Source organism: Pseudomonas sp. PDM13, from assembly GCF_025685765.1.
GTDB classification, from domain to species: Bacteria; Pseudomonadota; Gammaproteobacteria; order Pseudomonadales; family Pseudomonadaceae; genus Metapseudomonas; species Metapseudomonas solani.
In genome coordinates this window covers 156342-177962 of sequence record NZ_JAOTQU010000005.1, presented here as the reverse complement: position 1 = coordinate 177962, position 21621 = coordinate 156342, and the positions used below count along the sequence as shown (strand labels likewise).

The following is a 21621-nucleotide window of genomic DNA, read 5'->3' as shown; positions in this document are numbered from 1 at the left end:
TACCCGAAGCGGGGAGCCGTCGTTCAGCAACTTAATCTCGCCCACAAAAAAGCCCCGCATCACTGCGGGGCTTTTTCATGTCTTGGTGCCGGCACCAGGAGTCGAACCCGGGACCTACTGATTACAAGTCAGTTGCTCTACCAGCTGAGCTATACCGGCAAGGGGCGGCCATTATAGCGATTGGTTGAGCCGAGTAAACCACCTGTTGCTGCTGCTCAGAATCAGAATGCGCAGGCTTATGCACAAGTGAGTGGTTTTTGGCACGAAAGTACTCGTGAACTGTGATTCAGGTCGCGGAACCGCGTAACTGGCTGTTTTCTGGATGTTTTATTTTTTGATCAAAAAGCGATCAATTCTCAGCAAGCCTTGCCGGGGTGGGCGTTCGGGCAGTTGCTCATCATTCATCAACAAAGTTATCCACAGGTTCTGTGGGCAACTCGCTGCGCTCCGCGAGTAGCAAGAGGTTGCGGGGGGTCAGGCGGTGTTCGCAGAAGCGACCGGCCTGCACCCGGTAGCCGCGTTCCTGAAGGAACAGGGCGCGGTCGAGCAGCAGCCAGATTTCCAAGGGGCGACGGTAGAGGGCGCGTAGCAGTTCGAGGTTGCGCACCTGGGCCAGGCGTTGCCAGCCCTGGGCCTCCAGCCGGTCCCAGTCGCGTGGTGCAGGCGTTGCCAGGTCCTTGAGTTGGGCGAGGTCGTGGCAGTAGCGCTCGAAGGTTTTTTCCAACCAGCTCACCGGTAACGAGGGCGTGGGCAGGTACTGGTCGAGGCCGCGCTGCTCTCGCTGCAGCAGGTCGAAGGCCAGGCGTCTGGCCATGGACTGGTCGCGTTGGCGGCGGACGCGGGCGCCAGCGGTGACGGTTTCGCTCTGTACCAGGCGCAGGTCACGGCGGTCCGGGCGCAGGGTGGAGCGTTGCGCGGCGGTGGACAGGGGCTGGTAGTGCTGATCGATGATGCGGTTGTAGCAGCAGGGGGCGATAGCGAGTTGTCCACAACCCTGGTCAGTAGCCAGTTGCAGCAGGCGGACGTGCAGGTCGCCGCAGGCATGCAGGGCGATGGGGGTGTGTTCGGGCCGCAGCTGTGTTGCCGCGTCGGTGGCCAGCACGTCTTGCAGGCGGTGGGAGGCTGCGAGACCGAGCCGATCGCTCAGGCGTTGGCCGTCTTCCACCAGCAGCGGGTCGAACTCCAGGCAGGTGAGTGCGGCGTCGGGGTGGGCCAGGGTCCGGCCCAGATGGCCTTTGCCGGCGCACCAGTCGAGCCAGTGGCGGGGCGCCCGGCTGAATTGCAGGCTGCCGGCGAAGGCCTGGATCTGCTGCCATTTGCGCCCGGGCACGTCGAGACAGAGGGCTGCTGGCCACTGGCGCTCGGGGGCGTTATCGAATGCGCCCGAGTCGGCCAGCTCGTGAGAGCGAGCCGCCAGCTCGGGGAAGGGCGCCGGGGCATCGGGCAGGTGCAGCAGGCCGTGACCCGCTTCCGCCTGCTCCAGGCTGCGGCTGCGGAGCCAGCGGGCGAGCTCGGGCAGCTCGTCTTCCCAGCCCAGGCGCAGTTCGGTGAAGGGTTCCGGGTGCCACAGCGGGTAGCCCTGGCTGAGGAACTCATCCAGCGCTGCGAAGCGTTCGAGCAGCAGGGGGCCCTGAAGGGGCGCGGGGCTTGGCATGGAGTGCGGAAGGAGAAAGACGATCGGGTGCGCAGTATAACGCCGCCCCTCGTGGCGAGGGGCGGCGCCCGGTCAGCGGCCTTGGCAGGCGTCGACGCGCAGCCAGCGTTCCAGCAGGCGGAAGCCGCGCACCAGAAGGAAGGCGATCACCAGGTAGAACATGCCGGCGGCGAAGAAGATTTCGACCGGCAGGTAGGTGCGGGCAATGATGGTACGGGCCATGCCGGTGAGTTCCAGCAGGGTCACGGTGCTGGCCAGGGCGCTGGCCTTGAGCATCAGGATCACTTCGTTGCTGTAGGCCGGCAGGCCGATGCGCGCCGCGCGCGGCAGGATGATGTGCACCAGGGCCTTGAACTGCGACATGCCCAGGGCCCGCGCCGCTTCGATCTCGCCCGGCGGGATGGCCTGGATGGCGCCACGGATGATCTCGGCGATATAGGCCGCTGTGTGCAGGGTCATGGTGATGACGGCACACCAGAACGGGTCGCGCAGGTAGGGCCAGAGCGGGCCCTTGCGCACCAGGTCGAACTGGGCGAGGCCGTAGTAGACGAGGAACAGCTGCACCAGCAGCGGCGTGCCACGGAAGAAGAAGATGTAGCCGTAGGGCAGGGCGCGCACGTACCAGTGGCGCGAGGAGCGGGCGATGCCCATGGGCAGGGCGAGGATCAGCCCTGCGACCACGGCGATGGCCACCAGCTCCAGGGTCAGCAGCGCACCGTCACACAGGCGCGGCAGGTATTTGATGATGACTTCCCAGTTCATGCCGCGCTCCTTTTGAAGCCGCGTCCGGCGCGTTTTTCGAGCCAGTGCATGCCGATCATCGCGAGGATGGTCAGACCCAGGTAGATGAAGGCCGCCACCATATAGAAGGTGAAGGGCTCCTTGCTGGCGGTCACGGCGATCTGCGAGCGGCGCATGATTTCCTCGAGGCCGATCACCGAGACCAGCGCGGTGTCCTTCATCAGGATCATGAACAGGTTGCCGAGGCCGGGCAGGGCTATGCGCCACATCTGCGGGAGGATCAGGCGCATGAGGATGCGCGAGCCGGAAAGGCCCAGCGCCAGGCCGGCCTCACGGTGGCCCTTGGGGATGGCCAGGATGGCGCCGCGGAAAACCTCGGTGGCATAGGCGCCGAAGCACAGGCCGAGGGCGATGGTGCCGGCGGCGAAGGCCGAGAGCTCCAGGCCGGGCATGCCGATCATTTCGCCGATGGAGCGCATCAGGTTCACGGTGCCGAAGTAGATCAGCAGGACCCACAACAGCTCCGGTACACCGCGCACCAGGGTGGAGTAGGTTCCGCCAAGCCATTGCAGCGGCTTTTGGGGGGAGGTCTTGGCGAGCGCACCGAGCAGGCCCAGCACCAGACCGAGCGACAGCGCGGAAAGCGCCAGCTTGATGGTCATCAGGGTGCCGGCCGCCAGGGCGGGGCCGAATCCGTAGAGGTCGAGGTTCATCTGCAAGGCTACTGCTGGGGACCGGCGCCGCGTGGGCGGCGCCGGTCAGGCGGCATCAATAGATGCTGAAAGGGAAGTACTTGTCGTTGATCTTCTTATAGGTGCCGTCAGCGACGATTTCCTTCAGCGCGGCATTCAGCTTCTCGCGCAGCGGGTCGCCCTTGCGCACGGCGATGGCGATCTTGTCGTTGTCGAACACCGGCTCGCCCTTGAATTCGAAGCCTTTGCCGGCATCGCTCTTCAGCCATTCCCAGTTGACGAACTTGTCGGCCAGCACGCCGTCGAGGCGGCCGGAGGACAGGTCCAGGTAGGCGTTTTCCTGGGTGTCGTAGAGCTTGATGTCGACCACGTCGGCCATGTTGTCTTCGAGCCAGGTGCCGGCGATGGTGGCGCGCTGGGCACCGATGACCTTGCCTTTCAGGCTGGCCTTGTCGGTCTTGAAGTCAGCGTCCTTGGGGGCGATGAACTGCAGCTTGTTGGTGTAGTAGGCGTCGGTGAAGTCGACGGCCTGCTTGCGCTCTTCGGTGATCGACATGGACGCGGCGAGGAAGTCGAACTTCTTGGCGTTCAGGGCCGGGATGATGCCGTCCCAGTCGGAGGTGACCACGTCGCACTCGGCCTTCATCTTGGCGCAGAGGGCCTGGGCGATTTCGACGTCGAAGCCGCCGACCTGGCCGCTGGCGTCGATCAGGTTGAAGGGCGGGTAGGCGCCTTCGGTGCCGATCTTCAGTTTATCGGCGGCGACGGCACTGGTCCCGAAGGCCAGGGTGACGGCAGCGGCCAGCAGGATCTTCTTGTAGTTCTTCATGCGATGTTGCTCCGTGTTTAGCGATTGCTGGACATGAATTGTTTACAGCGCGCCGAGGTCGGGTTGTCGAACACCTGCTGTGGCGGCCCCTGCTCTTCCACCAGGCCCTGGTGGAGGAATACCACCTCGCTGGAAACCTGGCGGGCGAAGTTCATCTCGTGGGTTACCAGCAGCATGGTCCTGCCCTCGTCGGCGAGCGCGCGGATCACGTTAAGCACTTCTTGTACCATCTCGGGGTCGAGCGCCGAGGTGGGTTCGTCGAACAGAATCACTTTAGGCTGCATCGCCAGAGTGCGCGCGATGGCCGCGCGCTGCTGCTGGCCGCCGGAGAGCTGGGCGGGGTAGACGTGGCGCTTGTCGGCGATGCCGACCTTGGCCAGCAGGGCCTCGGCGATTTCGGTGGCCTCTGCCTTGCTCTGGCCCAGCACGCGGCGCGGCGCCTCGATGATGTTGTCGAGGACCGTCATGTGCGGCCACAGGTTGAAGTTCTGGAACACGAAGCCGATTTCGCTGCGCAGGCGGTTGATCTGCTTGCCGTCGGCGGCGACCAGTTCGCCGGAGCGGGCGGGTTTCAGCTTGAGTTCTTCGCCGGCGACGATGATCTGGCCCTGGTGGGGGTTTTCCAGCAGGTTGATGCAACGCAGGAAGGTGGATTTTCCGGAGCCGGAAGAACCGAGGATGGAGATGACGTCACCATCACGGGCGGTAAGGGAGATGCCCTTGAGCACTTCTAGATCGCCGTAGCGTTTGTGCAGGTTGCGGATTTCTAGCGCGGGCGTGGCCTCGGCCATGGGGGTTCCTCTTATTGTTCGGATGCGCTCCGGCTGCGATCGGCCTTCCTGGCGAAGGAGGCCAACCTAGCATAGGCCCCAAGGGGCGCCAAGGGTGGTACTGGCACCGCGCCGGCTCGCTTGTGGGGCTTGTCGCATGGATGCAGCCGATTGTCGCGCAAACGCAAGAAAAGACGGTTTTTGCCTGGGTTCGACGCAAAGGCGGCGCACCCTACGCGCAAAACGCTCGCAATTCCAGTGCCAGGCGCTGGCCAGAGGGGGGGGGTCAGCGGGCCTTGCCGCGCCCTTCCAGCAGGCTGGAGACCTTCTCGCGCAGCTCGTCGATGGAGAAGGGTTTGGCGATCATGTCCATCTGGGTGGCCAGCTCGCTGCCGTCGATGCTGACGATCTCGGCGTAGCCGGTGGCGAACAGCACGCGCAGGCCGGGGCGCAGGTTGCGGGCCACGGCGGCCAGCTCCTGGCCGTTCATGCCGGGCAGGCCGATGTCGGTGAGCAGCAGGTCGATGGTCGCGTCGCTGCGCAGGATGGCCAGCGCCTGCTGGCCGTCGCAGGCCTCCATCACTTGGTAGCCGAACTCTTCCAGCACCTCGACCGTGAGCATGCGCACCACATCGGCGTCTTCCACCACCAGAATGGATTCACGATTGGCCGCCCCTGTGGGCTGCTCGACTGGGCTTTGTTGTTGTTCCGACAAAACGGGACCTCGCGGTAGATAAAGGCTGACACGGGTGCCTTGGCCGGCCCCGCTCTGCAGGCGGACCTGGCCACCGGTCTGTTTGATGAAGCCATATACCATGGACAGCCCCAGCCCGCTTCCCTGACCCAGCGGTTTCGTCGTGAAGAAGGGGTCGAAGGCGTGGCTCAGCACCCTCTCGTCCATGGCTCGGCCGGTGTCATGCACTTCCAGCAGCAGGTAATCGCCCGGGCTCGGCTCCGCGCCTTCGGCGCTTTCTTCCGGGGCGCTGGCGCGTATCAGCAGCTGGCCACCGTCGGGCATCGCCTCGCGGGCATTGTCCACCAGGTGCTCCAGTGCCTTGCACAGTTGTTCGGCGTCGCACAGGGCTGTGGTGGGCAGTGTGTCGACCTGCAGCACCAGCTTCACCGCCGACCCGGCACGTTCCGCCAGGTGCGGGAGATGTTCGGCGAGCAAGGCGTCAAGGCGGATCGGCTGTATATCCAGGGCCTGGCGGCGGGCGAAGGACAGCAGGTTGTGGGTCAGCGCGGCGCCGCGCTCGGCGGAGTCGGTGGCGGCGTCGATGAAGCGCTCGAGGTCCTGGCGGGATTCGTCCGGCAGGCGCCGGCGGATCAGGTCGAGACCGACGCGGATGCCCGCCAGGAGATTGTTGAAGTCGTGGGCGATGCCGCCGGTGAGCTGCCCGACCGCCTCCATGCGCTGGGCGTTGCGCAGCGCCTCTTCGGTGCGTTGCAGCACCTCGGCGGTGCGTTTTTCCTCGGTGACGTCGTGGCCGTTGCCGTACTGGATGTCGTTTTCCGGTGTGGCGCTCCAGGACAGCCAGCGGTAGCTGCCGTCGCGGTGACGCAGGCGGTTCTCGAAGCGCCAGAGCCTGAGTCCACCAGCCAGGTCCTGGCGGGCCTGGTCGGTGCTGGGGATGTCGTCCGGGTGCTCCAGCCAGTGCGTCGTGCGCCCCAGCAGTTCTTCCTCGCTCCAGCCCAGGGTCGTGGTCCAGGCCGGGTTGATGCTGAGCAGGCGGCCCTGCTGGTCGGCGACGCAGAGCAGGTCCAGGGAGAGGTTCCAGATGCGGTCGCGCTCCAGGGTGCGTTGATGCAGGCGGTCCAGCTCTTCGGCCTGGCGGGCCGCCCGTGCCAGGTCGCCGCTGAGGCTTTCCGCCAGCTCGTCGAGGAAGCGCCGGTAGCGTGCATCCAGCGGGCGCCGCGGGCTGATGGCACACACCAGCACGCCCAAGGGGCGATCATCGGCAATAAGGGGCAGTACCCGCGCGCGGGTGACCGGCTCCGGCCAGGGCGGCAGCGACTGCGGTCGTGCCAGCTCGATGTCCAGGGCGTCGCCGGTGGTAATCGCCGCCCAGGGCGCCGTTTCCGGAGCCAGCTCCAGGGGAGCCAGTTCATCGCCCGGCTCCAGGCCGCTGCAGAGGGCCAGCTCGGCCCGTCCGTCAGCATCGATGCGGTAGAGCAGGCAGAAGGGCAGATCGGCGGCGGCGCCACGGAGCACCTCCTCCGCCAGGCGGCAGGCCTCTGCGGGGTTGGCGGCGGGGCGGGTGCTGGCGCGCAGCTCTCCCAGCAGCCGGCTGCGCCGCGCTTCGATGACCTGCACGGTGGTTTCGATGACGGTGTTGAACAGGCCGTTCGGGCTGCCGTCGAAGCCGAGAATCGGGCTGACGTTGTAGTTGAAGTAGCACTCCTCGACATAGCCGAAGCGCTGCATGGGCAGCAGGCCGTCCTCGATGTGCACCGCGACGCCGGTCTGCATGATGCCGTCGAACATGGGCTCGATGATCGGCCAGATATCCGCCCAGGCTTCCCTTGCCGGCCGGCCCAGGGCCCAGGGGTGCTTGTCGCCCGGGATGGCGCTGTAGGCGTCATTATAGAGGAGGTGATAGTCCCGGCCCCAATAGATGCATACCGGGAAGCGCGAATTGAGCCCTACGCCGAGGATGGACTTCAGCGGAGCGGCCCAGTCCTGCAGGGCACCCAGCGGGGTGACGCCCCAGTCGTGGGCGCGGATCAGCGGTGCCATTTCCCCTACGCTGTTGAGGAAGTCCCCTGCTGCGGCAGCGGTGGGTTGCGGGGCGGGGAAGGCGTGATCGTTTGAGCTCGCGTCCATCGGTTCTTCTGCGGCGCTCGTGCGCTTTTCGGGGCTGATCGTCTTAGAAGTTTCCGGCCTGGAAAGATTCCGTATTTTTTAATGAACCTTTTTCCCCCTCCCGGTGTTCCAAGCGGAACCTCTGCCCTTGGTGTCGATGTGCCATGTGAAGAGGGTGATTGGTTAAAGAAGGTCAGCGCATTAACATGCGGAACCCTCCGATATCCCCAACAGATCGGTGATTTTAGGCACCAGGCCAGGGAACACAGATGACCACCATGAACTCCACCGACGAGAAGAGCTTTCGGCGCATCCTCGCGCGCAACGTCGCCCTGCCACTGGGCGTCGGCGTGCTTGGCGCCATGCTTTTCGTCGCGCTGATCTCCTACCTGCTTTATGTGCTGAGCTGGGTCGAGCACACCGATATCGTGATCAGCAACGCCAACGACGGCCTGCGCCTGTCCGTGGACCAGGAGTCCGGCTTGCGCGGCTACCTGATTTCCGGCAACGCCACCTTCCTGCAGCCCTATGAGCAGGCGCGGCCGCGCATCAAGGCGGCCATGTCCGGCCTGCGCGAGATGGTCAAGGACAACCCGCCCCAGGTGGAGCGCGTACGCACCATCGAGGCGCTGCAGGAAGAGTGGGACCGTTTCGCCCGGGAAATGATCGAGCGCAAGCGCGATGGCCTGAATGTCGCCGATGCCGTCAGCGAGGGCCGGGGCAAGCAACTGGTGGATGCCGTTCGCGAGCAGTACCGCATCTTCATCAACCTGGAGCGCCAGCTGCGCCACGAGCGCAATGAAAAGGCCAGTGATACGGCGATCCTCACCATCGGCCTGTACCTGGCCTTCAGCCTGAGTTTCAGCGGCCTGCTGGCGTTCTTCGGGCGCCGCGAGCTGCTGTCCCTCTCCACCACCTACAGCGAATCCCTCGCCCAGCAGCAGGCCCACAGCGAGCACCTGCAACGCCAGGCCTGGCTGCGTGACGGCCAGGCGCTGCTCTCCGATCGCATCATCGGCCAGCAAACCCCGCCGGTACTGGGGCGCAACATGCTGGAGTTCCTCTCCGGCTACCTGGACATGGCCGTGGGTGCTCTCTATGGCCGTGACGAGCACGGCAGCCTGCAGCGTGTCGCTTCCTACGGCTTCTCTCGCGAGCTGGAGAGCCGCGAGCAGAACTTCGCCAGCGCCGAGACCCTGGTGGGCCAGGTGGCGATGGAGAAGCGCATCCGTGCGCTCGACGCCCTGCCGGCCGGCTATATCAAGGTCAGCTCCGGCCTGGGCGATGTGGAGCCGCAGGCGGTGCTGCTGGTGCCGACCTTCAGTGATGGCGAGGTCAATGGCGTGATCGAGCTGGGCTTCCTGCGCCGTCTGGAGCCCCGTGATTCGGCGCTGCTGGAGATGATCGCCGGCAACCTGGGTACGGCCCTGGAAGCGGCGCGCTACCGCCAGCGCCTGCAGGTGGTGCTGGAGGAGACCCAGCAACTGAACGAAGAGCTGCAGGTGCAGCAGGAAGAGCTGAAGACCGCCAACGAGGAACTGGAGGAACAGTCCCGCGTGCTGCGCGAGTCCCAGGCTCACCTGGAGACCCAGCAGGCGGAGCTGGAGCAGACCAACGAGCGCCTTGGCGAGCAGGCCCAGGAAATGGCGGCCCAGCGCGACGATCTGGACGACAAGAACAGCGCGCTGAACAAGGCCCAGGTGGAACTGGAAGCGCGCGCCGAGGAGTTGCAGCGGGCCAGCCGCTACAAGTCCGAGTTCCTTGCCAACATGTCCCACGAGCTGCGCACGCCGCTGAACAGCTCGCTGATCCTGGCCAAGCTGCTGGCGGACAACCAGGCCGGCAACCTCAACGACGAGCAGATCAAGTTCGCCGAGTCCATCTACTCCGCCGGCAACGACCTGCTGAACCTGATCAACGACATTCTCGACATCTCCAAGGTCGAGGCCGGCAAGCTCGACGTGCGCGCCGAGAACACCAATGTCCAGCGCCTGGTCGAAGGGCTGCGGGGTGTATTTCAGCCCCTGGCCGACGAAAAGCGCCTGGCCTTCCACCTCGATATCGATGCGGATGCGCCGGAGGTGCTCTACACCGACCGCCAGCGTGTCGAGCAGATTCTCAAGAACCTGCTGTCCAACGCCCTCAAGTTCACCGACAAGGGCGAAGTCGGCCTGCGCGTCAGCCGTGCACGGGGCGGTATCGCCTTCGCCGTCAGCGACACCGGCATCGGCATCCGCGGCGACCAGCTCGGGCCCATCTTCGATGCCTTCCACCAGGCCGATGGCACCACCAACCGCCGCTTTGGCGGCACCGGGCTGGGCCTGTCCATCTCCCGTGACCTGGCCGAGCTGCTCGGCGGCTCCATCCTGGTTTCCAGCGATCCGGGCAAGGGCAGCCTGTTCACCCTGCTGCTGCCGGAAACCTACCAGCCCCGTGGCGAGGTCGAGGCCGCGCCCCTGGCGGTGGTGGAGAGCCGGCCGTTGCAGCGCGTAGCTCCTCCGCCGACTCCGGATGCTCCGCGCGCCGAGCCCATTCCCAGCTTCCCGGATGACCGTGGCCAGGCCGACCTGGGCGGGCGCTGCGTGCTGGTGATCGAGGATGAGCCCAAGTTCGCGCAGATCCTCTATGACCTGGCCCACGAGCTTGGCTACCGCTGCCTGGTGGCCCATGGAGCCGACGAGGGTTACCAGCTGGCCGACGGCCATTCGCCCGACGCCATCCTCCTGGACATGCGCCTCCCGGACGAGTCCGGCCTCTCGGTGCTGCAGCGCCTCAAGGGCAACCCGCACACCCGTCACATCCCCGTGCACGTCATTTCGGTGGAGGACCTCAGCGAGGCCGCCATGCACCTGGGCGCCATCGGTTATGCGGTGAAGCCCACCACCCGCGACCAGCTCAAGGATGTGTTCGGCAAGCTCGAGGCCAAGCTCACCCAGAAGGTCAAGCGCGTGCTGCTGGTGGAAGACGATGCCCTGCAGCGCGACAGCATCGCCCGCCTGATCGGCGACGACGACATCGAAATCACTGCCGTCGAGTTCGGCGAACAGGCCCTGGAGCTGCTGCGCTCCACCCTGTTCGACTGCATGATCATCGACCTCAAGCTGCCCGACATGCAGGGCAACGACCTGCTCAAGCGCATGGGCAGCGAGGACATCTGCTCCTTCCCGCCGGTCATCGTCTACACCGGGCGCAACCTGACCCGCGACGAGGAGGCCGAGCTGATGAAGTACTCGCGCTCCATCATCATCAAGGGTGCGCGCTCCCCCGAGCGGTTGCTGGACGAGGTCACGCTGTTCCTGCACAAGGTCGAGTCGGAGCTCTCCAGCGAGCGGCAGAAGATGCTCAAGACCGCCCGCAGCCGCGACAAGGTGTTCGAGGAGCGGCGCATCCTCCTGGTGGACGACGATGTGCGCAACATCTTCGCCCTCACCAGCGCCCTGGAGCAGAAGGGCGCGCGGGTGGAGATCGCCCGCAACGGCCGCGAGGCCATCGACAAGCTCAATGCGGTGCCGGAGATCGACCTGGTGCTGATGGACGTGATGATGCCGGAGATGGACGGCTACGAAGCCACCCGCCTGATCCGCCAGGAAGCGCGCTGGGCCAAGCTGCCGATCATCGCGGTGACTGCCAAGGCGATGAAGGACGATCAGGACCTGTGCATGCGCGCGGGCGCCAACGATTACCTGGCCAAGCCCATCGACCTGGATCGACTGTTCTCGCTGATCCGCGTGTGGCTGCCGAAGCTGGAGCGCATCTGATATGCCCGAACGCACCCAGGAAATCGAGCTGCGCCTGCTGATCGAGGCGATCTACCTGAAGTACAGCTACGACTTCCGTGACTACTCGGGCTCCTCCCTCAAGCGCCGGGTGCTGTATGCCCTGAACCAGTTCGAGTGCGCCACCATCTCGGCCCTGCAGGAACGCATCATCCACGACGCCCAGGCGTTCCACGAGCTGCTGCAGTACCTCACCATCCCGGTCAGCGAGATGTTCCGCGACCCCAGCTACTTCCTCGCCCTGCGCCAGGAAGTGGTGCCCATCCTGCGCACCTACCCCTCGATCAAGGTATGGATCGCCGGCTGCAGCACCGGTGAGGAAGTGCACTCGATGGCCATCCTCCTGCATGAGGAAGGTTTGCTGGAGCGCACGCTGATCTACGCCACCGACATCAACCCGCAGTCCCTGGAAAAGGCCCGGCGCGGCATCTACTCCCTCGACGACATGCGCCAGTACAGCGAGAACTATCGCAAGGCCGGGGGGCGGGGCTCGCTGTCGGACTACTACACTGCGGCATACGACGGCGCGCTGTTCGACAAGGCGCTGCGGGAGAACGTCACCTTCGCCGACCACAGCCTGGCGACCGACGCGGTGTTCTCCGAGACCCAGCTGATCTCCTGCCGCAACGTCCTGATCTATTTCAACAAGCAGTTGCAGGACCGCGCCCTCGGGCTCTTCCACGAGTCCCTGTGCCACCGCGGCTTCCTCGGCCTGGGCAGCAAGGAGAGCCTGGACTTCTCCGCCTACGCCAACCGCTTCGAGGCGCTCAACCGCCAGGAAAGGGTGTTTCGCAAACTATGAGCACGCAGCAGTGGGACGCAGTGGTGGTCGGGGCATCCGCCGGTGGCGTGGAAGCGCTGCTGACGGTGTTCAGCGGCCTGCCCGCCGACTACGCGCTGCCGCTGGTCTGCGTGCTGCACCTGCCGGAGTCCCGCGACAGCCTGCTGGCCGATCTTTTCGCCCGGCGCCTGGCCCTGCGGGTGAAGGAAGCCGAGGACAAGGAAAGCCTGCGACCCGGCACCCTGTATTTCGCCGCGCCCGGCTACCACCTTTCCATCGAGCGCGACCGCAGCCTGTCTTTCAGCCGCGAAGAGCCGCTGCACTACTCGCGGCCATCCATCGACGTGCTTTTCGAATCGGCCGCCGACTGCTTCCAGGAACGCCTGGTGGGCGTATTGCTCACCGGCGCCAACCAGGACGGCGCGGCGGGCCTGGCGGCAATCAAGCAGGGCGGCGGCCTGACCGTCGTCCAGGACCCGCTCGAAGCGCAGGTGCCGACCATGCCCGAGGCCGCCCTGGCGAGCCACGTGCCCGACCATATCCTTCCGTTGCGCGGCATTCGCGCACTCCTGGCCCAACTGGACCCCGCCCATGCCGACTAGCCAAACGAGCAAGCTGCTGATCGTCGATGACCTGCCGGAGAATCTCCTGGCGCTGGAGGCGTTGATCAAGGGCGAGGGGCGCCAGGTGTTCCAGGCCGGCTCGGCCGACGAGGCGCTGGCGCTGCTGCTGGAGCACGAGTTCGCCCTGGCCATTCTCGATGTGCAGATGCCTGGCATGAACGGCTTCGAGCTGGCCGAGCTGATGCGCGGCACGGAAAAGACCAAGCACATCCCCATCGTCTTCGTCAGCGCCGCCGGGCGCGAGCTCAACTACGCCTTCAAGGGCTATGAGAGCGGCGCGGTGGACTTCCTCTACAAGCCCCTGGACCACCACGCCGTGCGCAGCAAGGTGGCGGTGTTCGTCGAGCTGTACCGCCAGCGCAAGCTGATGGCCTGCCAGCTGGACGCCCTGGAACAGGGCCGCCGCGAGCAGGACGCCCTGCTCGCCGAGCTGCGCGCCACCCAGGCCGAGCTGCAGCGCGCGGTGCAGATGCGTGACGACTTCATGTCCATCGTCTCCCACGAGCTGCGCACGCCGCTCAACGGACTGATTCTCGATACCCAGCTGCGCCAGATGTACATGGCCAAGGGCAATGCCGCGGTGTTCAGCGAGGACAAGCTCAAGGCCATGTTCGACCGTGATGAGCGGCAGATCAGAAGTCTCATCCGCCTGATCGAAGACATGCTCGATGTGTCCCGCATCCGCACCGGCAAGCTGTCGATCCGCCCCGAGCGCACCGAGCTCGGGCGCCTGGTGCGCAATGTCACCGAAAACTTCGAACAGCAGATGCAGGGCGTTGGCTGCGAGCTGAGCCTGGAGATCGACGGCGAACTGCACGGCGTGTGGGATGCCTTCCGCATCGAGCAGGTGGTCAGCAACCTGCTGAGCAACGCCCTGCGCTACGGGCCGGGCAAGCCGGTGCGGGTCCGCGTGCAGGGCGAGGGCAACGAGGCGCGGGTGGAGGTCAGCGACAATGGCGTCGGCATCTCGCCTGCCGATCAGCGCCGCATCTTCCAGCAGTTCGAGCGGGTCAGCGGCTCGGAGAAGATCGCCGGCCTCGGGCTCGGCCTCTACATCTCCGAACAGATCGTCACCGCCCACGGTGGGCGTATCGACGTCACCAGCGAGAAGGGCGAAGGCGCCACCTTCAGCCTGGTGCTGCCCCTGGGCTGACGCCTTTCACTTCACCTGCGACTCGTCCGGGTCGCGGGGCTGCTCGCCGTCATCGCGATCCGGGTCCACGGGTTCGGGGTCGCGGCCGGGGCTCTGCGGGTCGCTGTCCACCGGCAGGTCGTCTTTTCCAGTCATGTCGCACCTCCTCGGGTCATGCTGTTTCGAGCCTGACCGGCATGAGGGCGTTCAATCAGAAACCCGGATTGGCGTCTGCCGATGCTAAATCGCAGGCAACAAAAAACCCGCACTAGGCGGGTTTTCTGTTTGCTTCCAGCTGATGCCAGCACCACCTGAAAGCTTGAAGGTGGTGCCCAGGGACGGAATCGAACCGCCGACACGGGGATTTTCAATCCCCTGCTCTACCAACTGAGCTACCTGGGCAACGGGGCGCTATTAAACGGATTTCAGAGGGGGTCGTCAAGCGTGTTTCGAAAAATTTTTTCAGCCTTTACGGGCGCTTACGCGCTCGGGGGTACATAGCCGTCCGCCTGGGCGTATTCCTCACCGGAGAAGAACTTGTCCATCTCGGCCTGGAGGAACTTGCGGTCTTCGGCGTTCATCATGTTCAGGCGACGTTCGTTGATCAGCAGGGTCTGGTGCTTCTGCCATTCGTCCCAGGCTTTCTTCGAGACGTTGTTGAAGATGTCTTCGCCCTTGGCGCCGGGGTAGGGCGGGCGGTCGAGGCCGGGCAGTTCTTCGTTGTACTTGCGGCACTTGACGGTGCGGGTCATGGCTTTTCTCCTGCATTCAATACATCGGCCGCGCGCTTGAGCAGCTTCTTCACCGGGGCGGCGAGGCCCAGGCGCGGCGGGGTGGCGAGGTTATACCAGAGCCAGTCGGCATCGGCCACGACGCCTTGGTCGCCTTCCACGTGCACCAGCCAGGGTTCGATGGCCAGCTGGAAGTGGCTGAAGGTGTGGGTCAGCTCCGGCAGCGGCTCGCGCTCGCCCAGGCGCAGGGCGTGCTGGCTGGCGATGGGGTCGAGGGCGGCCAGGTCGTCCAGCTCTGGCAGGCTCCAGAGCCCGCCCCAGAGCCCGGTGGAGGGGCGGCGGTAGAGCAGGATGGCGCCTTCGCGGTTGGCCAGGATGGGCATCAGCGTGCGCTTCTGCGGCAGCTCCTTGCGCGGCTTGGGGATCGGGTAGCGGATCTCCAGCCCCAGCATGTGCGCCTGGCAGCCGCTCTGCAGCGGGCACAGCAGGCAGCTGGGCTTGCTGCGGGTGCAGAGGGTAGCGCCCAGGTCCATCATCGCCTGGGTGTAGTTGTTCACCCGCTCCTGGGGCAGGAAGCGCTCGGCCACCGCCCACAGCTGCTTGGCCACCTTGGGCTCGCCCGGGTAGCCTTCCTGGGCGACGTAGCGGGCCAGCACGCGCTTGACGTTGCCGTCGAGGATCGGAGCGCGCAGTCCCATGGACAGGCTGGCGATGGCGCCGGCGGTGGAGCGGCCGATGCCGGGCAGCTCGGCGAGCTGTTCGACATCGCGGGGAAACTCGCCGCCGTGCTGCTCCATGACGATCTTCGCGGTCTTCTGCAGGTTGCGTGCGCGGGTGTAGTAGCCCAGGCCGGTCCACAGGTGCAGCACCTCGTCCTCGGGGGCTTCGGCCAGGTCGCGCACGGTGGGCAGGGCGGCCATGAAGCGGTCGAAGTAGCCGAGCACGGTGCTGACCTGGGTCTGCTGCAGCATGATTTCAGAGACCCAGACGCGGTACGGGGTGATGCCCAGCTGCCAGGGCAGGTCGTGGCGGCCGTGGCGGTCGTACCAGTCGAGAACGGCGCTGGAGAACTGCTCGGGGCTCATCGCTTGAACAGCCCCTTGAGCGCGTCCTTGAGTTCCGGGCTGACCTTGTCGCCCAGCTTCTCTTCGAGCTTCTCGCTGATCTTGTCGCCGGCCAGCTTGGCGGCGATCTTGCCCATGCCGTCCTTGTCCAGGCGGCAGGCCTTGGCGCCGATCTCCAGCGGGCCACGGCAGTGCAGCGGCCATTCGATGCCGACATAGCGCTTGTTCACCTGGCAGGCCGGGTCGGGCATTTCGCCCTTGTCGCCTTCGATGATGATGCCGACGCGGTAGTCGAGGCCGAGCACGCGCAGGTCCACATCACCGTTGCCGGTCAGGGACAGGCCGGGAATGCGCGCCTTAAGGTCGGGGTTGCTGGCGACGCCACGGTTGAACACGAGGCTGCCCTGCAGCTGCTCGAAGGGGGTTTCCTTGCCGTTGTAGGTGGTGCTGAGGGCCTTGCGGTTGAGGGTGGCGATGCCCTGGCACAGCTGCTGTTCGAGGTTGGCGTCGAGCAGCGCCCCGTCGTTGAGGACGAAGCTGGCGGTGCCGTTGAGGCCGTCGACCCAGGCTTTCTGGCTGTTGCCACTGGTGGTGATGTCGGCGCTCAGGTCCAGGGCGCCGCGAACCGGGGGCTTCTGCTCCAGGGCGGTGAGGATCTTCTCCACGGGGATGTGGTTGATGCGCTTCTGCGCGGCCAGCAGCGGCACCGGTGGGCGCACGTCGAGGCTGGCCTTGGCTTCGAAGTCGCCGCCGTAGAGGGCGCCACGCATCTGCTCTAGCTCGATCAGGCCGCCTTTGCCACGGGCCTTGAGGCGGGCGTCGCCCAGGGGCAGCTTGTCGACGGTCAACTGGCCGAAGGCGAGGTCGGCTTCCAGGTCGAGTTTGCGCAGGGGCTCCAGGGGCAGTACCGGCTCCTCGCTCCAGGCGTGCTGGCTGGGTTTGTCGGGCAGTGGCGTGGTGCCGGCCTGACCGGCAGCGGCGACGGCGCCTTGCACTTCGGCCTGGCGGGCGCTGGTGTCCTTGTCCTTCTTCTTCGGCGGCAGGTAGCGGTCGAGGTCGAGCTTGTCGCCCTTGAGCTGCACGCGCAGGGCCTGCTTATTGAGGTCGGCGACAGCCATGCGGCCGCTGAAGGTGCTGTCGTCCAGCTTCAGGTTGAGCTGTTCCAGGGCGAGGCTGGTGGGCGTGCCGGCCAGCTTGGCGGCCATTTCGAATTTCTTCAGGGTGCCGGCGTCCTGCATGGCGGGCAGTTCGACGCCGAGCCCGGTGAGGAATTCACGCAGGTCGAGCTGGGCGATGGACAGGCCGCCCTCCAGGCGCGGGGTCTTGTCCAGGTCATGCACCTTGAGCTCACCCAGGGCGCGCAACTGGTTGGCGGAGAGCTTCAGGCCGTTCCACTCGGCGACGTTGGCGGCGAGGTCGGCCAGCAGCTGGCCCTGGGCGTTGAAGGTGAGGGTCTTGCCCTTGAGCGGCTCGCCCGAGGCTTCGCCGCTGAGCTTGGCGTCTTCGAGCTGGTAGCGCTTGAGGGCGCGGTCGAAGCGCAGGCTGGCGGCCAGCTCGGTCTTGGCGCGCATCAGCGGCTGGTTGCTGCCGAAGAAGGCGGTGAGCTTGAAGGGGATGCTGGCGGCTTCACGGATGGCGCCGGTGGTCAGCTCGATGCTTTCGGCGCTGTATTGCTTGCCGGTCTTGGCGTCGGTGTAGTCGACGCGGGCGTTGTTCACCGTGAGGCTGTCGATATCCAGCTTGATGGGGCGCGCCGGGGCATTGTCGGGCTGCTGCGCCGGGGTTTCGCCCGGGGTGCCGGGCTTGGCGGCGTCGGCAGGCGCGGCTTGGGCGGTCTGTGCCGGGCGGCCGATGTCTTCCCAGTTGCCGTGGCCCTTTTCGTCCCGCACCAGGGTGAGGTTGAGGCCTTCGACGCGGATGTCGCTCATCTGCACTTCCTTGCGCAGCAGCGGCAGCACGCGCACGGAGAGGCCGAGCATCTGCAGGTCGGCGAAGGGCTTGTCGGGGGTGGCGGCGCTGGCCAGGGTGGTGTCGTGCAGCTCCAGGCCCAGCCAGGGGAACAGGCTCCAGCCGATGTCGCCCTTGAGGTCGAGCTCCAGGTTGGCCTTGTCGCGGGCGATCTGGCGGATCTCGTCCTTGTAGTCGTTAGGATCGAACAGGTGGGTCAGGGCGAAGCCCAGCGCCACGATGATCAGCAACAGTCCGAGGAGGAGGAGGCCCAGGATTTTGCCGATGGATTTCATGGACGAGTCCTTGTGGTGGGTGCATGTGGAGTGAGGGCGCCGAGTATAGCGCCAGCGAGGTCAGCTGTTTGGATGATGAAATCGCCCGGCGGTTCACCGCCTGCCCCAGCGAAGCTGGCGCGCGCTGCACCGGCATTTGGCGCGAGCGGTCGGGAAGGGCGGTGGGGCGCTGATCTAGTCTGGCCGGCACAGGTACGACAATGACAATGACGAGGTGCCCATGAACGTGGCGGTGCTGGCCTTCCCGCTCTACATCCTGCTGATGCTGCTGGAGCTCGCCTACGAGCGGCATTCCGGCCGTTCCACCTATCGCCTGGCGGACGCCGCCACCAGCATCAACACCGCCGTGCTGCGGGTGCTGCTGGAAGGGCCGCTGCGCCTGCTGCTGGTGCTGCCGTACGCCTGGCTCTACGAGCACGGGCGGCTGCTGGAGCTGGACGCGGCCTCGCCCTGGGTCTGGCTGGGTGGCTTCATCGCGGTGGATTTCTGCTTCTACTGGGCCCATCGCACCCTGCACCGCTACAACCTGCTGTGGGGCGCGCACCAGCCGCACCACTCCAGCGAGGACTTCAACCTGTCCACCGCGCTGCGCAAGGGCGCCTTCCAGACCGCCTTCGACTGGCCCTTCTACCTGCCGTTGGCGTTGCTCGGCTTGCCCCTGCCGCTGTTCCTGGTGCTGCTGGGCGTGCAACTGACCTACCAGTTCTGGATCCACAGCCAGCACGTGGGGCAGCTCGGCTGGCTGGAGAAGGTGCTGGTGACCCCTTCGCTGCACCGCGTGCATCACGGCCAGAACGATTGCTACATCGATCGCAACCACGGCGGTGTGTTCATCATCTGGGACAAGCTCTTCGGCACCTTCACCGAGGAGCGCGAGCCGGTGATCTACGGGGTGACCACGCCGGTGCGCACCTTCGACCCGATCCGCCTGCAGTTCAGCTGGTGGCGGCTGCTCTGGGATGACGCCCGGGCGACCCGCTCCTGGTGGGACAAGCTGCGCCTGTGGTGGATGCCCACCGGCTGGCGCCCGGCGGATGTGCGCGAGCGGCCCTGGCCGAAGATGACCGACGAGCGTTTCGAGAGTGCCTACCCCCGGCAGCTGGTGGCCTATGCCTTCGTGCAGTTCCTGTTGATCAACCTGCTGGCGCTGGGCTTTCTCGCCTGCGTACGTCGCGCGGCGGTGTGGGAGCCGTGGCTGCTGGTGGTGGCGATCCTTTCCGGCTGCCTCAGCCTGGGGCTGCTGTTCGAGGGGCGCGGCAGCCTTTGGCGCGTCGAAGCGGTGCGCCTGGTGGCCATGGCCGGCCTGGCGCTGGGCTGGAGCGCCTGGCTGGCGCCGGGGCTCTGGTGGCTGGGGCTGGTGCTGGCGGGATTGTGCCTGGGCAGCCTGGCCTGGCTGATGCTGCTGGGCCGCACGGCGCAGGGCGCCGCGACGGCCTGAGGCTCAGAAACTGACGAGCGGTAGGTGGGTGCGGGCGGCCAGGGCCTGGCTTTCCAGGTGCCCGGCGGGTGCGGCCAGGCGCAGTTCGCAGCCGGCTTCGCGTGCCAGGCGCTGGGTTTCGTCGAGCAGGCGGCGGGCTACGCCGCGCTGGCGGGTGATGGCGCGCACGCAAAGGTGGGACAGCTGCCAGTGGCCTTCGCCCCGCTGCAGCAGGGCTGCGCCCAGCAGGCGATCGTTGAAGCGGCCGGTCACCAGGCTGCCTTCGGCGAGCGCGGATGTGACCAGGTCCTCAGTCCCGGCAAAAGGTGCGAACAGCCATTCCGGGGCGTCGGCGTAGATGCGGGCGAGGTCATTCCTGTCCTGGTCGCTGATTCGGTCGGGTGTTTCGACGATGACGGGCATGCGTGTCCTTATTGAGGCGCGGGCGGTGACGGCGGGATAATACGCGACGCAATGCCGCAGTCTCGTGGGACTTGCGGTTTTGCGTGTGGCCCGTGCTTGGGGAGCAACCAGTTTTGTACGGGCCGCCCACCTGCGTGCACCTATAAAGGATAAATAATCAATGAGCAGTACCTTGAGTCTGGACGGCAACGCCGCCCGGCCGGCGTTCCTGTCGAAGGAACGGACGGTGGCCCGACAGGGCTTCAACCGCTGGCTGGTTCCGCCGGCGGCCCTCGCCATCCACCTGTGCATCGGCATGGCCTACGGTTTCTCCGTGTTCTGGCTGCCCCTGTCCAAGGCCATCGGCGTCACCGCGCCGGTCGCCTGCGCCCCCGAGCTGGGCTTCTTCGCCCAGGTCTTCGCCAGCGATTGCGATTGGCAGATCTCGATGCTCGGCTGGATCTACACCCTGTTCTTCATCTTCCTCGGCTGCTCGGCCGCCATCTGGGGTGGCTGGCTGGAGCACGCGGGGCCGCGCAAGGCGGGCCTGGTTTCGGCCTTCTGCTGGTGCGGTGGCCTGCTGATTTCCGCCTTCGGCGTCTACATCCACCAGATCTGGCTGATGTGGGTGGGCCTGGGCGTGATCGGGGGTATCGGGCTCGGCCTCGGCTACATCTCGCCGGTCTCGACCCTGATCAAGTGGTTCCCGGACAAGCGCGGCATGGCTACCGGCATGGCGATCATGGGCTTCGGCGGTGGCGCCATGGTCGGCGCGCCCCTGGCTGCCGAACTGATGAGCCACTTCGCCTCCGCCGATAGCGTCGGCGTCTGGCAGAGCTTCGTGGTCATGGCGGCGATCTACTTCGTCTTCATGGTCGGTGGCGCCCTGGCCTACCGCGTGCCGCCGACCGGCTGGAAGCCCAAGGGCTGGACCGCGCCGGTGAAGAAAGCCAACAACGCGATGATCACCAAGGGCCACGTCCATGTGAACACCGCGTGGAAGACCCCGCAGTTCTGGCTGGTCTGGGCCGTGCTCTGCCTCAACGTGTCCGCCGGCATCGGCATCATCGGCATGGCGTCCCCGCTGCTGCAGGAAGTCTTCGCCGGCAAGCTGATCGGCAACCACCTGAGCTTCAACCAGCTGGATGCCGCGCAACTGGCGCAGATCGCCGCCATCGCGGCGGGCTTCACCGGCCTGCTGAGCCTGTTCAACATCGGTGGCCGCTTCTTCTGGGCGTCCTTCTCCGACCTGATCGGCCGCAAGGCGACCTACTTCGTGTTCTTCGCCCTCGGCTTCGTGCTCTACGCACTGGTGCCCTGGACCGGCCACCTGGGCAGCGTCGCGTTCTTCGTGTTCTGCTTCTGCCTGATCCTGTCCATGTACGGCGGCGGCTTCGCCACCGTGCCGGCCTACCTGGCAGACCTGTTCGGCACTCAGATGGTCGGTGCCATCCACGGTCGCCTGCTGACCGCCTGGGCTTTCGCCGGCATCCTCGGCCCGGTGCTGGTGAACTACATCCGCGAGTACCAGCTGAGCATCGGCGTCGAACGCGCTGCGGCGTACGACATCACCCTGTACATCCTCGCCGGCCTGCTGGTGCTGGGCTTCATCTGCAACATGCTGGTGCGCCCGGTGGATCCGAAGTACTTCATGACCGACGCCGAACTGGCCGCCGAGCGTGCCATCGGCCATGACGCTGCCAAGGAAGCTGCGGACCTGGAATGGTCGGCCGACCCGTCCAGCAAGCCGCTGGTCATCGCGGCCTGGCTGGCCGTGGGCCTGCCGCTGGCCTGGGGCGTGTGGATCACCCTGCAGAAGACAGCCGCGCTGTTCAGCTGAGTGCCACACCTGTGAATCGCCGGGGCCGACTTCATGTCGGCCCCGTGCGTTTCGGCCCCCTGTAGTCCTCCCGCCGATCGGCTTCAAGCCCGTCGCATTCTCGGCCTATAATGTCGCCCCTTT

At 66.0% G+C, this 21621-nt stretch carries 17 protein-coding genes and 2 tRNA genes; 6 read left to right on the top strand and 13 right to left on the bottom strand.

Features of this window, described 5'->3' with window-relative positions:
- Window positions 1–83: 83 nt before the first annotated feature.
- The 7 genes from OEJ36_RS07615 to OEJ36_RS07585 form a co-directional block, all read right to left on the bottom strand.
- Window positions 84–159: transfer RNA gene (locus OEJ36_RS07615), tRNA-Thr, on the bottom strand.
- Between the two features lie 238 nt (window positions 160–397).
- Complete coding sequence (locus OEJ36_RS07610) at window positions 398–1654, bottom strand: SAM-dependent methyltransferase (RefSeq protein WP_263400975.1); 1257 nt, start codon at window positions 1652–1654, stop codon at window positions 398–400.
- Between the two features lie 72 nt (window positions 1655–1726).
- Window positions 1727–2416 carry an ABC transporter permease gene (locus OEJ36_RS07605; protein ID WP_043240510.1) on the bottom strand — a complete coding sequence of 230 codons (690 nt, stop codon included), beginning with the start codon at window positions 2414–2416 and terminating at the stop codon, window positions 1727–1729.
- Window positions 2413–3108: an ABC transporter permease gene (locus OEJ36_RS07600; RefSeq protein ID WP_263400974.1), complete on the bottom strand. Its 696-nt coding sequence runs from the start codon at window positions 3106–3108 to the stop codon at window positions 2413–2415. The genes OEJ36_RS07605 and OEJ36_RS07600 overlap by 4 nt, the downstream gene beginning before the upstream one ends.
- A gap of 55 nt (window positions 3109–3163) precedes the next feature.
- On the bottom strand, window positions 3164–3916 hold the full coding sequence (locus OEJ36_RS07595; protein ID WP_263400973.1) for an ABC transporter substrate-binding protein: 753 nt from the start codon (window positions 3914–3916) through the stop codon (window positions 3164–3166).
- A gap of 17 nt (window positions 3917–3933) precedes the next feature.
- The gene (locus tag OEJ36_RS07590; RefSeq protein WP_263400972.1) at window positions 3934–4707 is read right to left on the bottom strand and encodes an ABC transporter ATP-binding protein; all 774 of its coding nucleotides are present in this window, start codon (window positions 4705–4707) and stop codon (window positions 3934–3936) included.
- Window positions 4708–4972: 265 nt separating this feature from the next.
- Window positions 4973–7510, bottom strand: a complete 2538-nt coding sequence (locus tag OEJ36_RS07585) for a PAS domain-containing sensor histidine kinase (RefSeq protein WP_263400971.1) — start codon at window positions 7508–7510, stop codon at window positions 4973–4975.
- A 248-nt stretch (window positions 7511–7758) separates the two neighbouring features.
- Between OEJ36_RS07585 and OEJ36_RS07580 the strand changes: the two genes are divergently transcribed.
- The 4 genes from OEJ36_RS07580 to OEJ36_RS07565 are packed head-to-tail and all read left to right on the top strand — an operon-like array spanning window position 7759 to window position 13822.
- A complete protein-coding gene (locus OEJ36_RS07580) occupies window positions 7759–11247 on the top strand; it encodes a response regulator (protein ID WP_263400970.1) in 3489 nt (1162 codons plus the stop codon).
- A 1-nt stretch (window position 11248) separates the two neighbouring features.
- A complete protein-coding gene (locus OEJ36_RS07575; protein WP_263400969.1) occupies window positions 11249–12067 on the top strand; it encodes a CheR family methyltransferase in 819 nt (272 codons plus the stop codon).
- Window positions 12064–12648 carry a chemotaxis protein CheB gene (locus OEJ36_RS07570; RefSeq protein ID WP_263400968.1) on the top strand — a complete coding sequence of 195 codons (585 nt, stop codon included), beginning with the start codon at window positions 12064–12066 and terminating at the stop codon, window positions 12646–12648. Before OEJ36_RS07575 ends, OEJ36_RS07570 begins: the two co-directional genes overlap by 4 nt.
- Window positions 12638–13822 carry a hybrid sensor histidine kinase/response regulator gene (locus OEJ36_RS07565; protein ID WP_263400967.1) on the top strand — a complete coding sequence of 395 codons (1185 nt, stop codon included), beginning with the start codon at window positions 12638–12640 and terminating at the stop codon, window positions 13820–13822. Before OEJ36_RS07570 ends, OEJ36_RS07565 begins: the two co-directional genes overlap by 11 nt.
- Window positions 13823–13828: 6 nt before the next feature.
- Here OEJ36_RS07565 and OEJ36_RS07560 read toward each other — a convergent pair whose 3' ends face one another.
- From OEJ36_RS07560 to OEJ36_RS07540, 5 genes are all read right to left on the bottom strand, one after another.
- Window positions 13829–13957 carry a hypothetical protein gene (locus OEJ36_RS07560; protein WP_263400966.1) on the bottom strand — a complete coding sequence of 43 codons (129 nt, stop codon included), beginning with the start codon at window positions 13955–13957 and terminating at the stop codon, window positions 13829–13831.
- 170 nt (window positions 13958–14127) lie between these two features.
- Window positions 14128–14203 (bottom strand) — tRNA-Phe (locus OEJ36_RS07555).
- Window positions 14204–14280: 77 nt separating this feature from the next.
- Window positions 14281–14553, bottom strand: coding sequence for an oxidative damage protection protein (locus OEJ36_RS07550; RefSeq protein WP_021218657.1), 273 nt, complete (start codon window positions 14551–14553; stop codon window positions 14281–14283).
- Window positions 14550–15617 carry an A/G-specific adenine glycosylase gene (mutY, locus tag OEJ36_RS07545; RefSeq protein ID WP_263400965.1) on the bottom strand — a complete coding sequence of 356 codons (1068 nt, stop codon included), beginning with the start codon at window positions 15615–15617 and terminating at the stop codon, window positions 14550–14552. Before mutY ends, OEJ36_RS07550 begins: the two co-directional genes overlap by 4 nt.
- Entirely contained in the window at window positions 15614–17839 is a 2226-nt protein-coding gene (locus OEJ36_RS07540) for an AsmA family protein (RefSeq protein WP_263400964.1), read from the bottom strand. The genes mutY and OEJ36_RS07540 overlap by 4 nt, the downstream gene beginning before the upstream one ends.
- Before the next feature lie 220 nt (window positions 17840–18059).
- Between OEJ36_RS07540 and OEJ36_RS07535 the strand changes: the two genes are divergently transcribed.
- Entirely contained in the window at window positions 18060–19277 is a 1218-nt protein-coding gene (locus tag OEJ36_RS07535; protein ID WP_263400963.1) for a sterol desaturase family protein, read from the top strand.
- 3 nt (window positions 19278–19280) lie between these two features.
- Here OEJ36_RS07535 and OEJ36_RS07530 read toward each other — a convergent pair whose 3' ends face one another.
- Window positions 19281–19679, bottom strand: coding sequence for a PanM family protein (locus tag OEJ36_RS07530; protein WP_263400962.1), 399 nt, complete (start codon window positions 19677–19679; stop codon window positions 19281–19283).
- A gap of 160 nt (window positions 19680–19839) precedes the next feature.
- Here OEJ36_RS07530 and OEJ36_RS07525 point away from each other — a divergent pair, with 160 nt between their 5' ends.
- Window positions 19840–21498 (top strand): OFA family MFS transporter, encoded by a 1659-nt coding sequence (locus OEJ36_RS07525; RefSeq protein ID WP_263400961.1) that lies wholly within the window; start codon window positions 19840–19842, stop codon window positions 21496–21498.
- Window positions 21499–21621: the final 123 nt, after the last annotated feature.